Below are 17843 nucleotides of genomic sequence, written 5' to 3'. Positions count from 1 at the left end.
GGCGGGGTGGTACGACTGTGCAATGGGAATCGTGTCACCGGGCTTCCAGGGCCGGCCCCGAACGCAGGAGCCGGCCCTGCCGCCCGGCCAGTACCTGACCGAGGACTTTCCGGTGCTCTCGGCCGGCCCGACGCCCCGGGTGTCCCTGGACACCTGGGAGTTCGTCATCACCGCCGAGAGCGGCAGCGAGCACCGCTGGTCGTGGCAGGAGTTGATGGCCCTGCCGCAGGAGACGCCGCAGGTGGACATCCACTGCGTCACCCGCTGGTCCAAGCTCGGCACCACCTGGCAGGGCGTCTCGCTGGACACGTTGCTCGAGGGTGTCGACACCGGCGCGCACTTCGCGCTCGCGCACTCCTACGGCGGGTACACCACCAACCTGCCGCTTGACGACCTGCGCGGCGGCCGGGCCTGGGTGGCGCACACCTTCGACGGTGCGCCGCTGCCGGCCGAGCACGGCGGGCCGGCCCGGCTGCTGGTGCCGCACCTGTACTTCTGGAAGTCCGCCAAGTGGGTGCGCGGCATCCGGCTCAAGACGATGGACGAGCCGGGCTTCTGGGAGACCGCCGGCTACCACGACTACGGTGACCCGTGGCGCGAGCAGCGGTACCAGGGTGACTGAGCGCGCCGTGGCGACGGGCAGCCCGCCCCGCACGGCCAACCGTTGGCAGGTTGGCCGCCTGGTGCAGCGCCGGGTGGAGACACCGAGCGCCCAGACGCTGGTGCTTGAGGTGCCGGACTGGCCGGGTCACCTGCCGGGTCAGCACGTCGACCTGCGACTGACCGCGTCCGACGGCTACCAGGCGGCGCGGTCGTACTCCATCGCCGGGCCCGTCGTGGACGGTCCGGGCGGCCCGCGCATCGAGGTGACAGTGCAGCGCGTGCACGACGGCGAGGTGTCGCCGTACCTCATCGATGTCTTTGGCGACGGCGATCCGGTGGAGGTCCGCGGACCGCTCGGTGGCTGGTTCATCTGGCGGCCCGAGGAGGCCGCGCCGGTGCAGTTGGTCGCCGGTGGTTCCGGCATCGTGCCGTTGATGGCGATGATCAGGGCCCGCCGCGCCGCCGGCAGCAAGGCGCCGTTCCGGCTGATCTACTCGGTGCGCACCCCCGTCGACGTGATCTACGCCGACGAGCTGCGCCGCCGGGTCCGCGACGACTTCGGCCTGGACATCGCCTACGTCTACACCCGGCAGGCACCCGAGGGTTGGCGTGGCGAGCCGCACCGGATCGGGTTGGCCGACGTCAACACGCACGGCTGGCCACCGGACCTGCAACCGCTCACCTACGTGTGTGGCCCGACCGCGTTCGTGGAGACCGTGGCCGACCTGCTGGTGGGGCTCGGCCACCCGTCGCGACGGGTCAAGACCGAACGCTTCGGCCCCACCGGCTGACGCACGCCCTGTCGAGGAGATCCGATGACCGAGATGTCGTACGTGGACGGCAACATGCTCGACGGCCCGATGCGCGAGCTGCTGACCGTCGACCTGAGCAGCGCCATGGGCCGCTGCGAGAACTGCGGGACGACCGGCTCGATGGCCAGCCTGCACGTCTACTCGCACGCCCCGGGCCTGGTGGCGCGCTGCCCGTCCTGCGAGGCGGTGATGATGCGACTGGTCCGTGGGCCCGATCGGGCCTGGCTGGACCTGCGCGGCACGACGTTCCTCCAGGTGCCGATGCCGATGCAGCAGCCGTTCTCCGGCCCGCTCTGAAAAACCGGCCCGGCGCCGACCACCCGGCTTGCCCGCGGCTGGGGTGTCGGTAGGTCGTCGGCGGCCTCATGGCGCTTGCGGGCCGACCCGATACTGCTGTGGTGTGGCCAATCGTCGTGACTCTGCCGGCCGATCTTCCTCGACCGGCTCTCCCGAGTCGTCCCCTGGCCGGATGAGCGCCGGTCGTTGGCGCGGTACGCCGCTCGCGGTCCGCCTGGTCGTGGCCGCCGCCGTGCTGGTCTTCGCGTACGGCACAGTGGTGCACGTGGCCCAGTTGCTCGTACCGGAGCTCGGGCCGCCGCTCGACCTGCCGGGGTGGCTCACTGTCTACTTCACCTCGCTGACGCTGTGGGATCCGGTGGCCGCGCTGCTCCTGGCGGCGCGCCGGGCGGTCGGGCTGGCGCTGGGCTGCGCGGTGCTGGTGACCGACGCGGCGGCCAACTGGTACGCCAACTACGTGCTGGACCCGGCGGCCGGCGTCACCGCGGGCCGGATCGGGCAGGCGGTCATCACCGCCCTGGCCGTCGCCCTCGTCGTACTCACCCCCTGGCTGATGCGCTGGTTCGTCCCAGTGGTGCGACGGTGACGACACCCGCACCGCCGCGGCCTATCCCGTCCGCTGAGCGCGCACTCAGCGGCGGCCTGCCGCCGCCCGGAAAACTCGGGTGCGGATGGCCCGGCGCACTCCTAGGCTTCCGCCCCAAACGACCGGCGCGGTGTCCGGTCGGAGGGGAGATGGTGACGCGATGACCGCAGAACTGTTCGCGATCAGCTTCGACGCACGCGAGCCGCTGCGACTCGCGCGGTTCTGGTCCGGGTTCCTCGGCCGGGAGATCGTCGACGATCCACACGGCGGCGTCCTCCTCCTGCCCATCGGCGACCCCGACTTCCGGATCCGCTTCGTCCCGCAGGAGCAGCCGAAGGTCGTCCAGAACCGGATGCACTTCGACCTGACCAGCAGTTCGCTCGAGGACCAGCAGCGGTCGGTGGCCAGGGCGCTTGAGCTCGGCGGACGGCACATCGACATCGGCCAGGACCCGACCGACGACCACGTCGTGCTCGCCGACCCCGAGGGCAACGAGTTCGACGTGATCGGGCCGGGCAACAACTTCCTCGCCGACACCGGGCCGATCGGCGCGCTCGCCTGCGACGGGTCGCCGAAGGTCGGCTACTTCTGGAGCGCGGCGCTGGGGTGGCCGCTGGTCTGGGACCAGGACGAGGAGACCGCGATCCAGTCACCGCGTGGCGGTACGAAGATCTCCTGGGGTGGTCCGCCGTACATGCCGAACGGGGGCCGGGACCGGGTCCGACTCGACGTCGCCGCGGGAGTCGACGTCGACCGGCAGGCAGAGATCGACCGTCTGCTGTCGCTCGGCGCGACCCTCGTCGACGCCGATCCCGACGGTTCCGGCGGGCGGGTGTTGATGGCCGATCCGGACGGCGGCGAGTTCTGGCTCCGGACGCCCCGCTAGCGGCCCCCGCGGGGAGGGGCCGAGCATCAGCGCGTCAGGTCAAGCGCGGGTTGGACAAAAGGGGCACCGGTCGGTCAGAGTGGTCGGCCGTGAGATACCTGCGTGCCGGTGGTCCCGCCGCGATCCGGCGGCCCCGGTCCACCGACGTCGACGAGTTCGTCGCCGCCGCGCGGCGCAGTCGGGACCTGCACCACCCGTGGTTGGTCGCGCCGGCCAGCCCCGAGGAGTACGACAGCTACCTGAGGCGGATCCGTCGCCGGGACAGTGCCGGTTACCTGATCTGTGACCGGGCCAGCGGCGAGATCGCCGGCTACGTGAACATCAGCGGCATCGTGCTCGGCGCGCTGCGCGGTGGCTACCTGGGGTATGCGGCGTTCCTGCCGTACAGCGGGACCGGGCACGCCTCGGCGGGGGTGGCGCTGGTGATCGACCACGCGTTCCACAGTGTCGGCCTGCACCGGTTGGAGGCGAACATCCAGCCGGGCAACGAACCGTCCCGCCGGGTGGCCCGCAAGCTCGGGTTCCGCCTGGAGGGCTTCTCCCGGGACTACCTGTTCATCGACGGCGCTTGGCGTGACCACGAGCGCTGGGCGATCACCGCACCCGGTGGGCCGCCGGATGGCGGTGAGGCCACGTCACATCATTGACAGTGAAGATCCACAAAAGGTGCAAAAGCCCCATAAGCAGTGACGGCGGTCAACGGATATGATCCGTCTCGATTACCCTCAGCGAGGTGATGGTCAGCGTCGGCAACGAGCCCTGGCCGGTCCGTGTCCGTGCCGAGCGCGGCGAGGTGCTGGGCGCCGGGATGGCGCTGGATGACCGTCACGTCCTGACCTGCGCCCATGTCGTCGGGGCGGGCGGCGACACCGACGCCGCCAGCGCCGAGCCGGCCTGGCCGGTCCTTGTCGACCTGATCGGCCAACCGGGCGGCCGGACGGTCCCGGCCCGGGTCGTGCCCGGCTGCTGGTGGCCGCCCACCCCTGACGGGCGGGACGACATCGCGCTGCTCGAGTTGGCAGAACCAGCGCCGCAGGGCCCGTTCGCGCCACTGCGCCGCATGCGGGGCACCTGGGACCGCCGCGTCATCATGTACGGCTTTCCGGAAACCCTGGAACACGGCGTCTACGTCGAGGCCCGGCTCACCGGTCGGTCCGGGGCGGGACGGGAACGCGTCCAGATGCTCTCGGCGACCACCGGTCCGCAGGTCAGCCCGGGATTCAGTGGCTCGGCGGTGGTCGACGCGCAGACCGGGCACGTCGTCGGGATGGTGGTCAGCACGTACCGGTCCGGTGACCGCGACCAGGACGTGGCCGGCGGCACCGATCCGGGCAGCGGTCTGTCGTGGATGATCCCGGTCGAGACGATTCTGGGCCGCCTCCCGCGGCTGCGCGCCCAGGTGCCCGGCGAATCCTCGGTCGACCCGAGCTTCCGATCAGCCGCCGCCACGCCGGCGAACCAGCGGGTTCTCCGGCAGCTCGCGGGTTTCTTCGGTCGCGTCTCGGCCGACCACGTGCTCGTCATCGTCATCGACCACAGCGAGTCCGACGTCGCGGCGGCGGTACGGCAGGCAGCGGTGCTCTCCAGCCGGGAGCTGCGGCCGTCGATAAACCCGGACGACGTTCCGGACGCTCCGCCGATCGGCAGCATCGACCTCGCCCTGGACGCGACCGACCGGAGCACCAAGGACGTGTCCCGGCGGATCGCCGACTGGGCCGGCGAGGCGGACGCCCCGAGCCCGGCCACGGGCCGCGACCGGGCCGCCGAGACGACGCCTCGCTCGATCATCATCAACAACATCGACGAGGCCGCCGAGCCCGAGACGCTGCTGTCCGAGGTGGTGCTGCCGCTTGTCGACCAGGCGCCCACCCGGGACCTGCGGATGCTGTTGACCTTTCGCGGCGAGTCGATCGCGCTGCGCACCACGCTGCTGGCGAGCCGTGTCGCCAGCCTCCAGGCCACCGAGGAGGCCGCCCGCCGGGCGTACCGCAGAGCAGCCAGCGTGCTCACCGATGTGCCCCGACTCCAGCCCAGGGCGACCGAGTTGCGCATCCAGCTGACCAAGCTGCGGGCGGCTGCCACCAGCACCGACGGCGACACCCTGGCCGCCCTGCTCGCCTCGACCGAGCGGGCCACCGACCGGGCGCTCGGTGCGGCAGAGTCGGTTCGCCGGGAGATCGTGGCCCGGGAGGATCTCTGGTCCGAGCTGCACGGTCGGCTGGGCGCCTATCGCGCGATGGCGGTGCAGCACCGGCTCGCCGAGGATCCGGCGCTCGGCACGGTATACCGCCGCGCTCACGACCTGCTGCTGACCGCGCCGTGCGACCTGGTCGCCGCCGAGCAGGCGGTCCGCCGCTACACCGAGGCGGTCTCGCACCAGGTTGACGGCCGACGCGGAGGGGACGGGTCGTGACCACACAGTGCAACTGGCCGGGCTGCGCCGGCACCGTCGACGAGACCGGGTTCTGTGACGTCTGCGGCCTGGCGCCGCTCGGCACCGACAGCAGCACGCCGGCCGTGCCCCCGTCCCGGTCGACAGGTCGGGACGTCTGGACGGTGGCCAGTCTCGTCTCCCTGCCGGTGCTGACCTTCTCCCCGGACGCCACAAGCGGCGCACCGCTGCGGGTGCCCGACGAGTTCCGTTTCTGCCCCAGCGGCCACCCGGTGGGCCGGAGCCGGGGCGGTCGACCGGGTCGGGACAGCGGCTTCTGCCCCTACTGCCCGACCCCGACACCGTTCAACTTCCTGCCCGGCCTGCGCGCCGGCGACGTCGTCGCCGACCGCTACCAGGTGGTCCGCTGTGTGGCCCGGGGCGGCCAGGGGTGGGTCTACCTCGCCCACGACACCCACAACGACCACGTTGATGTCGCGCTCAAGGGTGTGCTGCACGCCGCCGACGAGGCCTCCCTCAAGGCCGCCGTCGAGGAGCGACGGTTCCTCAACGCGCTGGACCACCCGAACATCGTCCGCAGCATCGACTTCGCCACCCACGACGACCCGGTCGCCGGCCCGACCGGCTACATCGTGATGGACTACCTCGACGGGATGTCGCTGCGCCGGTTGCAGGTCGCCGCCAAGGACCCCCGACAGCCGGATGTCTCGCTGCCGATCGACCACATCCTCGCCTACGGTCACGAGATCCTCGCCGCGCTTGACTACCTGCACGCGCGGGGGCTGCTCTACACCGACATGAAGCCCGACAACGTGATGCGCACCGCCGACCGGATCAAGGTGATCGACCTGGGCGGGGTCCGCAAGGCCGACAGCGGGACCGAGGGGATCGTCCACTCCGCCGACTTCTCGGTAAGCACTACCGAGTACCAGACCCGGGGGCCGACCGAGCGTTCCGACCTGTTCGCCCTCGGTCGCACGCTTGAGGAGTTGTACCGGTCCCGCACACCTGGCCCGGACACTCCGGGCGCGGCCCCGGACGCCCTCGGCATCGAGTCGTTCAACCGGCTCGTCGCCCGAGCGGTCCGGCCGGACTGGGACCGGCGGTTCGCCTCCGCCACCGAAATGTCCGAGCAGCTCCTCGGGGTGTTGCGGGAGATCCTGGCCGGCCAGCCGGACCGGCGTCAACCCGAGCCGATCTCGCTCTTCCAACCGTCCGCCCGGTTACTGGACGCCGGGCTCGGTCTGGTGCTACCCCTGCGTACCTGGATCGACGCGGGTGACGGCACCCTGCTGGACGACGGCCGGCCCGCCTGCGTCGACGTGGCCCGTGGCCTGGCGGTGCCCCGACCCGACCCCGACGACCCCGCCGTCGACGTGCTCCGCACTGTCGACGCGTCGGACGCCCACGCCCTGCTGGGTGAGCTCGCCATGGTCGAGCAGACGTCCGTGGAGATCGAGCTGAGCAGGTGCCGGGCGCACCTCGCCCTGGCCGACCCCGAACCGGCCGCCGCGAGGCTGGCCAGCGCGGAGCTGCTGATCGGCACCCGCGCCGATGTCGACTGGCGGATCGCCTGGCACCGCGGGCTGCTCGCGCTCACCGCCGACCGGGTCGACGAGGCGGGGCAGCGGTTCGACGAGGTCTACAGCGACATCCCGGGAGAGGTCGCTCCGAAGCTCGCCCTCGGCTACTGCGCCGAGCGAGGCGGCGACCACGTCCGGGCGGCCCGCTACTACGCAGCCGTCTGGCAGCGAGATCCCTTCCAGGCCAGCGCCGCCTTCGGGCTGGCCCGACTCCGCCTGGCCGCGACCGACCGGGCCGGGGCTGTCGCCGTCCTCGACGAGGTGCCGGCGCTCTCCCGGCACCACGACGCGGCGCGGATCGCCGCGGTGCGGGTGCTGTCGTCCCGGTTGCCCGGTGGCCCGCCCACCGTCGGCGAGCTCAACCAGGCCGTCCACCGGCTGGCCGCGCTGGACCTCGACGGCGAGGCGCGCGACCGGCTGACCACTGCGATCCGGGAGATGGCCCTCGACCTGATCCGGGCCGGCGACACCGCCGACCTGGCTGGTGGCCCGGTGCTGGGTGAGCCGCCGACCGAACGCGCCATTCGCGCGTTGCTGGAGCGGTCCTACCGGGCGCTGGGCCAGCAGGCCCGACACGCCGAGCTGCCCGAACCGGTGGCGGCGGGCTCGCGCCGCTTCCGGCTGCCCGGTCGCACCGACGCCCGTCGGGCGGCCCACGACCTGCTCATCGACCGGGCGAACGCCGTCCGACCCCGCACCCGATGGTGACCGACCCGACCCGGAACGGAGCGTGAACCGGTGGATACCGCGATGCAGTTCGACCTGGAAGTCAACCAGAACAAATTCCTGCCCGTGGGCGGTCGGGAGATGCACGCGGTCCTCTCGGTGACCGGGCAGAAGGCGTCGGCCGGTGCCGACCCGCCGGTGCGAACGGATCCCTCCCGGCTGGTCGAGGTGCTGGTGATCGACTGCTCCGGGTCGATGGCCGACCCGCCGACCAAGATGGCCGCGGCGCAGCAGGCCGCCGCCGCGGCCATCAGCGTGCTGCCGGACGGGGTCCGGTTCGCGGTGATCCAGGGCACCCACGAGGCCAAGGTGGTGTACCCGGCGACCCGGACGCTCGCGGCCGCCTCGCCGGTCACCCGCAAGGAGGCCAGCGCCGCTGTCGTACGCCTCAGCGCCAGCGGCGGGACGGCGATGGGCAGTTGGCTTGAGGCCGCCCGGGACCTGCTCCCGTCCTCCGCGCCGACGATCAACCACGTGCTGCTGCTCACCGACGGGATCAACGAACACGAGACCGAGGAGGAGTTGGCGCGCGTGCCGCGCAGCTGCGCCGGTCGGTTCGTCTGCGACCCGCGGGGCATCGGGGAAGGGTGGCACCCGGCGGACCTGCTCCGGATCGCCGCCGCGCTGCACGGCACCGCCGAGGCGGTACGGCGGCCCGGCGACCTGGCCGCCAGTTTCCGGGAGTCCGTCCTCGCCGCGCTCACCAAGCTGTTGCCGGACGTCCGGATCCGGCTGCGCACAATGCCGTACGCGGAACTGGTCTTCTTCAAACAGAGCAGCCCCACCATCCAGGACCTGACCGGGTACGCCGACCGGGTCGACGAGCGGACGTGGGAGTTCGCCACCGGGTCGTGGGGTGCGGAGCGTCGGGATTTCCACCTCTTCCTCCGGGTCGAGGCGCCGGACGACATCCTGGAGCAGGACCGGTTGGCCGCCCGGGTCGACCTGGTGGTCGACGGGGACCTGCGGGCCACCGCCGCGACCGTCCTGGTGAACTGGACTGTCGACATGGCCAAGTCGGCCCGGATCGACCTCAGTGTCTCCCAGCTGACCGGGCAGGAGGACGTCCGGCGGGCCATCAACGCCGGCTGCGACGCGTACGACCGGGGGGACCGGGTCGAGGCACACGCGCAGTGGGCCGAGGCGGTGGCGCTGGCGACCGCCGCCCGGGACGAGGCCGCCCTGGCGCAACTGAGGCATCTGGTGGACATCGAGCCCGGCGGTCTCGTCCGGCTCAAGGAAGATCTCAGCCAGACCGACATCAAGGTCAGCATCGTCGGCTCGGTGCGTAACCCGACGCACCCACCGGTGCCCCGGGGCCCGGCGGTCGCGGAGAAGATCTGCGGCGCCTGTCTGGAGAGTTCGCCGGCCGGCGCGCAACGGTGTGAGAACTGTGGCACACCGTTCACTGACGATCCCTCGGCGAGAGTACGGGCATGACGGCCGACGCGCGTACGCCCCCGCGGGTCAGCACCACCCGGCAGACCCTCGTCCGCCTGCGCGGGTGGCTGCTCGGGTTCACGGCGGTCACCCTGGCGACCAGCCTGGCGGTCGTGCTCGGTGTCGCCGGAAACGCCGACGTCGCGGAGGAGCGGTCGGTGCCGGCGATCCTGGCCAGTTACGACGCGCAGGACGCGCTGCGCAACGCGCACCTCGCGGCGGTGGACCATGTCGGCGAGGGTGGCGTCGTCCTCGGCGTCGGCGGCCCCGGGGTGGATTTCCAGCGTCAGATCGCCGCGGCCGGCCAGTTCCTCACCCTGCTGGCGGAGAACAACGCGGCCGGCGACGCCGGCACCCGGGACATCCAGACGATCGAGGCGCTGCTGGTCACGTACACCGGGCTGATCGGCCAGGCCGACGCGCGCTTCCGCGAAGCCGGGTTGCAGGCGCTCGGGGCGGCCCTGCTCCGGGACGCGGCGAGCCTGTTGGACGACATCCTGGTCCGAATCGAACGGCTCCGGGGCAAGCAACTGCTCGCCTTTGACGACCAGGCGTACAACCGCTGGACGGACGGGCACACCGCTGTCGTCTGGTTGCTGCCGTTGGCAGCGCTCGGTGTGCTGTTGGTGTGCGCGCAGGTGTATCTGACCCGCCGCTTCCGCCGGGCGGTGAACGTCCCCCTGTTGCTCGCCACGGTCGCGGTGGTCGGGATGGGGGCCGGCACCGCGCTGAGCCTCTGCTCGGCGGGCCGGCTGGACCGGACCCGCGGGGACGTCGAGTCGGTGCACAAGAGTCGGCAGTGGCAGATCAGTGACGTGGGCTTCCGGGCCGCCAACGGCCTCGTGGTCGAGGTGCAGACGCAGTGTCAGATCGGCTGCGAGGACAGCATCGGGGAGCTGCGCCTCTCATTCCCGTCGCCGTCGCCGTCGCCGTCTGTGGCTTCGTCCGGGTCTTCGCTGCCGGGGGATGCCGAGGCCGACGCCGCCATCAAGGCTCATGCCCGCGACGCGGCCGACAGCCGCTCGGTCGAGTTCGCCCTGCCGCTGCTCGCGCTCGGCATCACGGTGTTGGTGCTGGCGGGCTTTCGTGCCCGCCTGGCCGAATATGGAGATCAATCAACATGAGGGAATATGGCTGGCCGGCCCGTGCGGCGGTGGTGCTGGTCACGGTGCTGCTCGCCGGTGTCGCGCTGAACGGGTGCTCAGCCGAGCCGGTGTCGGAGGTGACGATTTTCGGGCCCTGGACCGATGAGGAACAGGCGGAGTTCGAGGCGGTACTGAAGAAGTTCGAAGAATACTCCGAAGAGGCGTCCGAAAAGGATCCCGGAAAGACGCCTCGCGTGAAGACCCGCTACGAGGGGCACCGGGATGTCAGCCAGGTGCTCCAGGTGGCGATCGAGCGAGGTCGACCGCCCGACGTCGTGGTCCTACCGCGCCTCAACGACCTACAGCAGTACGTCAATGCCGGCCGGCTGGTGCCGCTGACCAACGTGCTCGGGGCCGACGCGGCACCGCAACTGATCAAGCTGGCCCCCAAGTCCGGTTCGGACGGCCCCACGGTGGCCTACGGGGTGGCGATGGCCACCCACCTGAAGAGCGTGGTCTGGTACGACCCGGCCCAGTTGGCCACGTTCGGTCCGCAGCCACCGCGGACCTGGCCGGAACTTGTCGCGCAGACCAAGCGTCGCGCCGGTGACCAGCAGGTGCGCTGGTGCCTCGCGATGAGTTCGCAACCGGTGTCCGGTTGGCCGGGCACCGACTGGATCGAGGACATCCTGTTGCACCACTTCGGCCAGGACACCTACCAGAGTTGGACAAGCGGCAAGCTTGCCTGGACGTCGGACGAGGTCAAGAGCTCCTGGACGACCTGGGGGGAGTTGCTCGACGCCTCGTCGCCGGGCACTGACCTGGCCAGCCTCTACACCACCTTGAAGATGGCCGCGAAGGGCCTGTTGGCGGACGAGACGCCGGCGGACGGGACGCCACCTGGGTCAACCGCCGCGCGGAGGTGTCACCTGGACCACCAGGGTTCCTTCGCGATCCGCGAATACCGGAAACACGTCGCCACATCGCCAAGCCCGGCGTTCAGCTTCTTTCCGACACCGGCGCCGGCCGACAAGCTGGCCAACTCGTCGCTGCAGGAGGTCTCCGACGACGTCGCGGCGATGTTCCGGGACACCGGGCCGGCCGGGCAACTGATGAAATACCTCGCCGGGGAGGCGGCCCAGAAGGCCCGGCGCGACACAGCCGCCGAGGTGGCCTTCAGTCGGCGGACGACACCACTGGAGGAGTACAAGGACCCGGTCACCAGGGCGGTCGCGCAGCGACTGCGTACCGCCACCCTGTGTTGGGACGGGTCGGACCTGCTGCCGGCGGTGATGGCCACGGCGTTCGAGCGGGCGGTGATGGTCTACCTGAAGGATCGCAGCCGCCTGGACAGTCTGCTTGCCGAGCTTGACGCCCTCCGGGCGAAGGTGCCCGAGTCCGACTGGATGGATCTCAGCTGCGTGCCGGCTGCGAAAGAGGGGACCTGAACGATGACGGAACTGCGCAGATTCGATCTGGACGGTGGCGGCTCGGTGGTGGTCGAGGTCGACGGTCGGGGCGGTGTCGCGCCAGCCGGCAACGCCGGAAAGGTGGTCCGTGAGGCGCGGGCGACGTTCGACAGGGCGCTCTCGGAGGTCCGTGACGCCGCCTCCGCCGCACTCGGGCAGTTCCAGTCGATGGCTCACCGTCCGGACGAAGTCGAGATCACCTTCGGGGTGCAGTTGACCGCTGAGGCCGGCGCGGTGATCGCCCGGACCGGCGTCCAGGGTCAGTTGACGGTGACGGTGCGCTGGCAGCGGCCACCGACCCCGTAGGCGTACGCGCCGCGCTCGTGGTGGGCCGCAGCCGGCTCGTCCGGCTCCAGCCCAGCCGACGGGCGCTGGCGCGCGGGACGTTTGTCCCGGGCTCCGACGGGAAACGGCCCGCAATGACGAAACCTCGTGTGGTGATCGTGGGGGCCGGGTTCGCCGGTTACCACGCGGCGAAGACGCTGAGCCGGATCGCCCGGGACCGGGCCGAGATCGTGGTGCTGAACTCCACCGACTACTTCCTCTACCTCCCGTTGCTGCCCGAGGTGGCCGCCGGGGTGGTCGAGCCCAAACGGATCGCGGTGCCCCTGACCGGGACGCTCAAGGGCGTCCGCGTGGTGATCGGCGAGGCGGACCACGTCGACCTGCAGAACCGCTGGGTCGGCTTCACCCAGCCCGAGGGGGAGAAGAACCGCCTGGCGTACGACCGGCTGATTCTCGCCGTGGGCAGCGTCAACAAGCTGCTGCCCATCCCGGGGGTGACCGAGTACGCGCACGGCTTCCGTGGCCTGCCCGAGGCTGTCTACCTGCACGATCACATCGTCCGGCAGGTTGAGCTGGCCGAGCAGGCCGAGGACCCGGCCGAGCAGCAGGCCCGCTCTACGTTCGTGGTGGTCGGGGCGGGTTACACGGGCACCGAGGTCGCCGCGCACGGGCAGTTGTTCACCGACGCGCTGCACGCCCAGCGGCCCCGGCTCACGGTCCGGCCGCGGTGGATGCTGCTCGACGTGGCCCAGCGGGTGCTGCCGGAGATGGACGAGCGGATGTCGAACACCTCGCACCGGGTGCTCAACCGCCGTGGGGTGGACGTCCGGATGGGCACGTCAGTGGCGGAGGCGACCTGCGACGGGGTGAAGCTCACCGACGGTGAGTACGTGCCGACCTGCACCCTGGTGTGGTGTGTGGGGGTGCGCCCCGACCCGTTCGTCAACGAGCTGGGCCTGCGCACCGACCGGGGGCGGCTGGTCGTCGACGAGTTCCTCAACGTCCCCGGCTACCCGGAGGTGTTCGCCTGCGGCGACGCCGCCGCGGTGCCCGATCTGGTGAACCCCGGAAAGATCTGCGGGATGACGGCGCAGCACGCGCAGCGCCAGGGCAAGCGCGCGGCGCACAACATCGCCGCGTCGTACGGCTTCGGCCGGCGCAAGCCGTACAAGCACCACGACCTGGGCTGGGTCGTCGACCTGGGGGGCAAGGACGCGGCGGCGAACCCGTTGCAGGTCAACCTGGCCGGGTTGCCGGCCAAGACGGTCACCCGGGCATACCACCTGATGGCGATGCCGGGCAACCGCACCCGGGTCGGCGCCGACTGGGTGCTCGACGCCGCGCTCACCCGCTCGGCGGTCCAGTTGGGGCTGGTCCCGGCGAACGCGGTGCCGTTGGAGAGCACCACGCCCGAGGTCGCGTCCCGAGGCCGCTGAGCGAGCGGGCCGCATCCGCTGAGCGTTCCGCATCCGCTGAGCGTTCCGCACCCGCTGAGCGTCCCGCACCCGTTGAGCGGGCCGCGCCCGCGCTGGCCGGTCAGCCCTGCGGGGCGGGGTCGATCGGCCGCCGCGTACCCGGACCGGCCGGCGGCGCGGGCCGCAGCCGGCGCGGGCCGTACTCGCGCAGCAGGGTCTGCGTGATGCCGGCGGCGGGGATGGCCAGCAGCGCGCCCAGCAGGCCGGCCAGCTCCGCCGCGAGCAGCACGCTGACCAGCACGGTCAACGGGTTGAGCCGGACCGCCCAGGACAGGATGAGCGGTTGGAGCAGGTGGTTCTCGACCTGCTGGTAGACCACGAAGAAGATCAGCACCACCACCCCGGCGGTGGGGGAGTGCAGGAAACCGGCCCCGGCCGCGACCACCGCGCCGAGCGTCGCACCGACAAGCGGTATCAGGTCGGCCACCGCCACCAGCAGGGCGATCACTGCCGCGAACGGCACGCCGGTGACGGCAAGCACCACGAAGGTCAACACCCCGCACACGACGCTTATCAACAGGTTGCCGGTGAGGTAGCCGGTGACGGTGCGCGACACCTCCCGGCCCACCCGGCGCAGCCGCTCACCCTGACCGTCCCCGGCCACCGCGACCAGGCCGCTGGTGATCCGCGGTGCCTCCAGCACCATGAGGTACGCCAGCACGATGACGGTGACCAGCCCGGCGACGGTCTCGACGACGCCGCGCAGCACGCCCACCGCTGGTTGCCGCAGTCGGGTGCCGAGGTCACGGAGTTGGTCGGAGTGCTCGCTGACGTACCGCCGCGCGCCGGTGCGCTCCAGCAGCTGCCCCAGCGGGCCCTGGCCGGCGCGGGCATCGTGCAGCAGCCCCGGCGCCCGGTCGGCGAACCGGGCCAGCTCCCCGGACAACGGCACCAGGATCAGCGCGGCCAGGATCGCCAGCAGCACGAACGCGACGAGGAACACCAGCAGCGTGGCCAGCGACCGCCGCCGTACGAGACGGCGTTGCACCCTGTCGACGAGGGGTTTGAGCGCCACGGCGAAGAACGCGGCGACCACCGCCCAGACCAGCACCCGGCGGGTCGCGTACCCGAGGGCGAGCGCGAGCGCGGTAGCGAGCACCAGACCGATCACGATCAGGGTCCGGCGGGCGGTCACCCGGTCGTCGGTGTTGCTCATCCGCCGCGCCTTCCCCGCGCTCGCCGTCGGAAACCCGGCATTGCGGACGCGACGGCCGCGCTGGCCCGCCCGGGTGGACCGACGGACCTACGGGCCGTGCCGCTCAGCGGCGCTCGTCGGCGTCGGTGCGCGGCTGGGCGCCGGCGACGAACGTGTCGAGCGTGGCGCCGTGCAGCAGGCCGCCCGGCACCGGGTCACGCACTGCCGACACCGCGAGCCGGCCGACCGGCAGCCCGCCGGGTCGGGATGTCGCGGCCAACACGAGGTTGCCGTACCGGCGGCCACGCAGCATCCGCCGGTCGCCGAGCACGCAGACGTCGGCGAACACCGCCCGCACCGTGGCCACCTGCACCCGGGTGGCGACAAGCGGCGGCAGGTCCGTGACGTTCACCAGGAACATCCCGTCGGGGCGCAGGGTGCGGGCCACCTCGGCGGCGAACTCGACGGTGCGCACGTGCGGGGGCATCCGGGCGGCCCGGTAGATGTCGGCGATCACCAGGTCGTAGCAGCCGGCCGGCGTGGTGGTGAGCGACTCCCGGGCATCGGCGACCTCCACCCGCACCTGCGGCGGCAGCGGCGGCAACTCCCGGGCCACCAGCTCGACCACCGCCGGGTCGTGCTCGACGACCCGTTGCGGGGAACCGGGCCGGGTGGCGGCCAGCCAGCGGGGCACCGTCAGCGCGCCACCGCCCAGGTGCAGAACGCTCAGCGGGATGCCCGCCGGGGCGGCCGACCGCACCGCCGAGGCGATCCGCCGGACGTACTCGAAGTGCAGGTACCGGGGATCCTCGACGTCCACGTACGACTGCTCGACCCCGGCGGACAGGAGGGTCCGCCCGGTTCGCCGGACCGGGTCGGCGACCAACTCCAGCCGGTCGGCAGCGTGGTTCATGACCGGCACGCTAGTTCAGGCCCACGCCGCAGTCGGTGGGTGGCCCGGCACGGCCGACCGGCCGGCGGAGAGCGATGTTCCGCCTCCGCCGGCCGGTCGGTGTCGCCACGGCTGGTCAGCCGCCGGCCATCCCGGCCCCGACCTCGTCGATCGCGTCATCGATCTGGTGGGCGAGGTCCACGTCGAGCGCTGTCACCCCGTCGGCCTGACTGGTTCGCACGGTCAGCACGGCGGCGGTGTCTCCCGGCCGTCCGATGCTCGGGCCGCGCCCGCTGTCCTGGCGCATCCGGTCGAGCCGGTCGAGCACCCGGTCCAGGTTGTCCGGCGGCAACGCGACCACCCGGTGCAGACCCTGACTGTCGCCGGTCCAGTAGGGCAGATCGTCCAGCGCCGCGTCGATCTCGTCCGGCTCCAGGGTGGGCGTGGTGGTGGAGGCGCCCACCAGGCCGCCGCCGGCCTCCGGTGGGTTCAGCAGGTCCCGCAACCCGTCGGGTACGTGCAACGACTCGACCAGGTCGCCGTCCTGCGCGGCGAGCGCGGCGATCGTCGCCTCCGCCTGGTACCGGGCCTGCTCGGGGGTGTTGCCGCTGATCCGGCCCACCTCGGCCAGGAAGCCGGGCAGGTCACGGTGTCGCTCGATGCCGTCGACCGGCAGCACGTCGTGCAGCGACGCCGGCACCGCCGCGAGCAGGCGTTGCCGTTCGGCGGCCTCCAGGGCGAAGGCGAGGACCAGCACCGTCGCCTCGGTGCCCACCTTGGCCGTCTTGAAGTCGACCCCGGCCCGACGCCGGACCTCGTCGACCAGATCGTGGTAGCCCAGGCTGCTGACTCCGGCAGTGCCGGTCGGCGGGGACGGCTGCGGCCGCGGATTGTCGGCGCTGCCGACCTGCGGCGGTGCCGGCCCGCCGCGCGTGCTGTCCGGCTTGTGCGGTCCGGCCGCCGGTGGGCCGGTCCGCTTGCCCGCGTCGAGGCTCGTGAGCTGCTTGGAAGCGCTCAGACTGGCACCGAACTCGCTGGGCTGGCGACCCTGTTCGCGGGCCTGCCGGGCCAGCGCCCGACGCCGCTGGTTGTCGCCCTCCATCTGCTTGCGCATGGTGGCACCCCTTCCGCTGGGGATCGTGGGCTGTGACAGCCGCGTTCCCGCCGCCTTGGGCGCCGAAACGGACGCCGCCGGGCGGGTCGGCCCGGTGTCCGGGACGCTTCATCCGGCGGGGGTGAGGGGTGCTCACCCACCCGGCACGCACGATCGGCGCAGGACCGAAGTTCTTCCGAGGTACGCGGAAGGAAGGTCGTCATGAAGCAGATCGTCGAGATCGTTCCCGCCCGGCGCGGCTGGTACGCCCGCTGGCAGCTCACCCCCGAGGTCACCAGGTGTTACCCGGTGAGCCTGTGGGCGCTGCTTGAGGAGGCCGACGGGACCGGCCGGGAAGTTGTCGGGATGGACTGCATCGGCCAGTGGCCCGGCGCGGACGACAACGAGGCGGGTGGGCAGTTCGTCCGCTATCTGTACCAGACGCCTGATTCGGGGGAACCCGAGGACGTCGATCCGCCGCCGACGGGCGAGCTGCGCGAGAACGGACCTCGACTCCAGCCGATGACGACACCCTAGACATTCCTCCGGCCCCCGACCCCAGGTCCCAGGGTCGGGGGCCACCCCGGCTGCCCGGTGGCGGCCGTTCAGCCGATCGCGCGCAGGTCGGCGTCGGCGTGCTCCACGGTCAGCAACTCGGACAGACCGGTGCGGTCAAGCATCCGTTGCAGCTGCGGACCGGCCCCGGTCAGCCGCATCGATCCGGCGGCGTGGTGCACCACCAGCAGCGCGCTGAGCCCGGAGGAGTCGCAGAGGCTCACGCCGGTCAGGTCCATCAGCACCTGCTGGTCGCCGCGGACTTCGGCGGCGGCGGCGATCAGCTCGGGCGCGGAGGCGTAGTCGAGTTCGCCAGTCAGCCGCAGTCGGACGTGCCCGGCGTCGAGCCGAGTGGTCTCGATGGTCAACAGCTGGTCGGACATCCCACAATGTTCTCAGCCGTGTGCACGAATGCAAATCGAGGCCCGGCGACCGCCCGCGCGCCGCCGCCCAGCTGCCCGTTGAGGCACCTCGCCACCGGCGCTGAGATGCCGCTTCGCGCCGTCCGGCGTAGGGTGGGCTGGAGAGT

At 72.0% G+C, this 17843-nt stretch carries 18 protein-coding genes; 14 read left to right on the top strand and 4 right to left on the bottom strand.

The annotated features are described in order from the left end of the window. Positions 1-22 precede the first annotated feature (22 nt). The 13 genes from AB0B85_RS15455 (at position 23) to AB0B85_RS15395 (ending at position 13600) form a co-directional block, all read left to right on the top strand. Positions 23-622, top strand: coding sequence for a sulfite oxidase-like oxidoreductase (locus tag AB0B85_RS15455; protein WP_357407602.1), 600 nt, complete (start codon positions 23-25; stop codon positions 620-622). Between the two features lie 7 nt (positions 623-629). After that, on the top strand, positions 630-1394 hold the full coding sequence (locus tag AB0B85_RS15450; RefSeq protein WP_357407658.1) for a ferredoxin reductase: 765 nt from the start codon (positions 630-632) through the stop codon (positions 1392-1394). Positions 1395-1418: 24 nt separating this feature from the next. After that, positions 1419-1712, top strand: a complete 294-nt coding sequence (locus AB0B85_RS15445) for a DUF6510 family protein (RefSeq protein ID WP_357407600.1) — start codon at positions 1419-1421, stop codon at positions 1710-1712. 172 nt (positions 1713-1884) lie between these two features. Continuing rightward, positions 1885-2298, top strand: coding sequence for a hypothetical protein (locus AB0B85_RS15440; RefSeq protein WP_357407598.1), 414 nt, complete (start codon positions 1885-1887; stop codon positions 2296-2298). 160 nt (positions 2299-2458) lie between these two features. Next, positions 2459-3184 (top strand): VOC family protein, encoded by a 726-nt coding sequence (locus AB0B85_RS15435; protein ID WP_357407596.1) that lies wholly within the window; start codon positions 2459-2461, stop codon positions 3182-3184. Positions 3185-3273: 89 nt separating this feature from the next. Continuing rightward, positions 3274-3831, top strand: a complete 558-nt coding sequence (locus tag AB0B85_RS15430; RefSeq protein ID WP_357407594.1) for a GNAT family protein — start codon at positions 3274-3276, stop codon at positions 3829-3831. 89 nt (positions 3832-3920) lie between these two features. Beyond that, positions 3921-5597 carry a serine protease gene (locus AB0B85_RS15425; protein ID WP_357407656.1) on the top strand — a complete coding sequence of 559 codons (1677 nt, stop codon included), beginning with the start codon at positions 3921-3923 and terminating at the stop codon, positions 5595-5597. Next, positions 5594-7867, top strand: coding sequence for a tetratricopeptide repeat protein (locus AB0B85_RS15420; RefSeq protein ID WP_357407592.1), 2274 nt, complete (start codon positions 5594-5596; stop codon positions 7865-7867). The genes AB0B85_RS15425 and AB0B85_RS15420 overlap by 4 nt, the downstream gene beginning before the upstream one ends. Before the next feature lie 30 nt (positions 7868-7897). Then, positions 7898-9325, top strand: coding sequence for a vWA domain-containing protein (locus tag AB0B85_RS15415; RefSeq protein ID WP_357407590.1), 1428 nt, complete (start codon positions 7898-7900; stop codon positions 9323-9325). Beyond that, entirely contained in the window at positions 9322-10449 is a 1128-nt protein-coding gene (locus tag AB0B85_RS15410) for a hypothetical protein (protein ID WP_357407588.1), read from the top strand. The genes AB0B85_RS15415 and AB0B85_RS15410 overlap by 4 nt, the downstream gene beginning before the upstream one ends. Continuing rightward, the gene (locus tag AB0B85_RS15405) at positions 10446-11858 is read left to right on the top strand and encodes an ABC transporter substrate-binding protein (RefSeq protein ID WP_357407586.1); all 1413 of its coding nucleotides are present in this window, start codon (positions 10446-10448) and stop codon (positions 11856-11858) included. The genes AB0B85_RS15410 and AB0B85_RS15405 overlap by 4 nt, the downstream gene beginning before the upstream one ends. Before the next feature lie 3 nt (positions 11859-11861). Then, complete coding sequence (locus AB0B85_RS15400; RefSeq protein WP_357407584.1) at positions 11862-12185, top strand: CU044_2847 family protein; 324 nt, start codon at positions 11862-11864, stop codon at positions 12183-12185. 113 nt (positions 12186-12298) lie between these two features. Next, a complete protein-coding gene (locus tag AB0B85_RS15395) occupies positions 12299-13600 on the top strand; it encodes an NAD(P)/FAD-dependent oxidoreductase (protein WP_357407581.1) in 1302 nt (433 codons plus the stop codon). 100 nt (positions 13601-13700) lie between these two features. On the opposite strand, the gene AB0B85_RS15390 is transcribed toward AB0B85_RS15395, so the two are convergent. The 3 genes from AB0B85_RS15390 to AB0B85_RS15380 all read right to left on the bottom strand — a co-directional run bounded on the left by AB0B85_RS15390 (position 13701) and on the right by AB0B85_RS15380 (position 16780). Continuing rightward, entirely contained in the window at positions 13701-14795 is a 1095-nt protein-coding gene (locus AB0B85_RS15390) for an AI-2E family transporter (RefSeq protein WP_357407579.1), read from the bottom strand. A 103-nt stretch (positions 14796-14898) separates the two neighbouring features. Continuing rightward, positions 14899-15687 (bottom strand): fused MFS/spermidine synthase, encoded by a 789-nt coding sequence (locus AB0B85_RS15385; RefSeq protein ID WP_357407578.1) that lies wholly within the window; start codon positions 15685-15687, stop codon positions 14899-14901. 115 nt (positions 15688-15802) lie between these two features. Further along, entirely contained in the window at positions 15803-16780 is a 978-nt protein-coding gene (locus AB0B85_RS15380) for a DUF2267 domain-containing protein (protein WP_357407576.1), read from the bottom strand. A gap of 201 nt (positions 16781-16981) precedes the next feature. Here AB0B85_RS15380 and AB0B85_RS15375 point away from each other — a divergent pair, with 201 nt between their 5' ends. After that, positions 16982-17296 carry a hypothetical protein gene (locus AB0B85_RS15375; RefSeq protein WP_357407574.1) on the top strand — a complete coding sequence of 105 codons (315 nt, stop codon included), beginning with the start codon at positions 16982-16984 and terminating at the stop codon, positions 17294-17296. A 68-nt stretch (positions 17297-17364) separates the two neighbouring features. Here AB0B85_RS15375 and AB0B85_RS15370 read toward each other — a convergent pair whose 3' ends face one another. Further along, a complete protein-coding gene (locus AB0B85_RS15370; RefSeq protein WP_357407572.1) occupies positions 17365-17697 on the bottom strand; it encodes an STAS domain-containing protein in 333 nt (110 codons plus the stop codon). Between the last annotated feature and the right edge of the window lie 146 nt (positions 17698-17843).

Source organism: Micromonospora sp. NPDC049044, assembly GCF_040649215.1.
In the GTDB taxonomy this organism is placed as follows: domain Bacteria; phylum Actinomycetota; class Actinomycetes; order Mycobacteriales; family Micromonosporaceae; genus Micromonospora.
This window is presented reverse-complemented; position numbering and strand designations above follow the sequence as displayed.

Excerpts from the sequence above, each read along its gene's own strand:
- AB0B85_RS15455 (WP_357407602.1), top strand. The coding sequence starts at position 23 with ATGGGAATCGTGTCACCGGGCTTCCAGGGCCGGCCCCGAACGCAGGAG.
- AB0B85_RS15435 (WP_357407596.1), top strand. The coding sequence starts at position 2,459 with ATGACCGCAGAACTGTTCGCGATCAGCTTCGACGCACGCGAGCCGCTG.
- AB0B85_RS15385 (WP_357407578.1), bottom strand. The coding sequence starts at position 15,687 with ATGAACCACGCTGCCGACCGGCTGGAGTTGGTCGCCGACCCGGTCCGG.
- AB0B85_RS15445 (WP_357407600.1), top strand. The coding sequence starts at position 1,419 with ATGACCGAGATGTCGTACGTGGACGGCAACATGCTCGACGGCCCGATG.
- AB0B85_RS15380 (WP_357407576.1), bottom strand. The coding sequence starts at position 16,780 with ATGCGCAAGCAGATGGAGGGCGACAACCAGCGGCGTCGGGCGCTGGCC.
- AB0B85_RS15405 (WP_357407586.1), top strand. The coding sequence starts at position 10,446 with ATGAGGGAATATGGCTGGCCGGCCCGTGCGGCGGTGGTGCTGGTCACG.
- AB0B85_RS15410 (WP_357407588.1), top strand. The coding sequence starts at position 9,322 with ATGACGGCCGACGCGCGTACGCCCCCGCGGGTCAGCACCACCCGGCAG.
- AB0B85_RS15395 (WP_357407581.1), top strand. The coding sequence starts at position 12,299 with ATGACGAAACCTCGTGTGGTGATCGTGGGGGCCGGGTTCGCCGGTTAC.
- AB0B85_RS15425 (WP_357407656.1), top strand. The coding sequence starts at position 3,921 with ATGGTCAGCGTCGGCAACGAGCCCTGGCCGGTCCGTGTCCGTGCCGAG.
- AB0B85_RS15375 (WP_357407574.1), top strand. The coding sequence starts at position 16,982 with ATGAAGCAGATCGTCGAGATCGTTCCCGCCCGGCGCGGCTGGTACGCC.
- AB0B85_RS15390 (WP_357407579.1), bottom strand. The coding sequence starts at position 14,795 with ATGAGCAACACCGACGACCGGGTGACCGCCCGCCGGACCCTGATCGTG.
- AB0B85_RS15400 (WP_357407584.1), top strand. The coding sequence starts at position 11,862 with ATGACGGAACTGCGCAGATTCGATCTGGACGGTGGCGGCTCGGTGGTG.
- AB0B85_RS15370 (WP_357407572.1), bottom strand. The coding sequence starts at position 17,697 with ATGTCCGACCAGCTGTTGACCATCGAGACCACTCGGCTCGACGCCGGG.
- AB0B85_RS15440 (WP_357407598.1), top strand. The coding sequence starts at position 1,885 with ATGAGCGCCGGTCGTTGGCGCGGTACGCCGCTCGCGGTCCGCCTGGTC.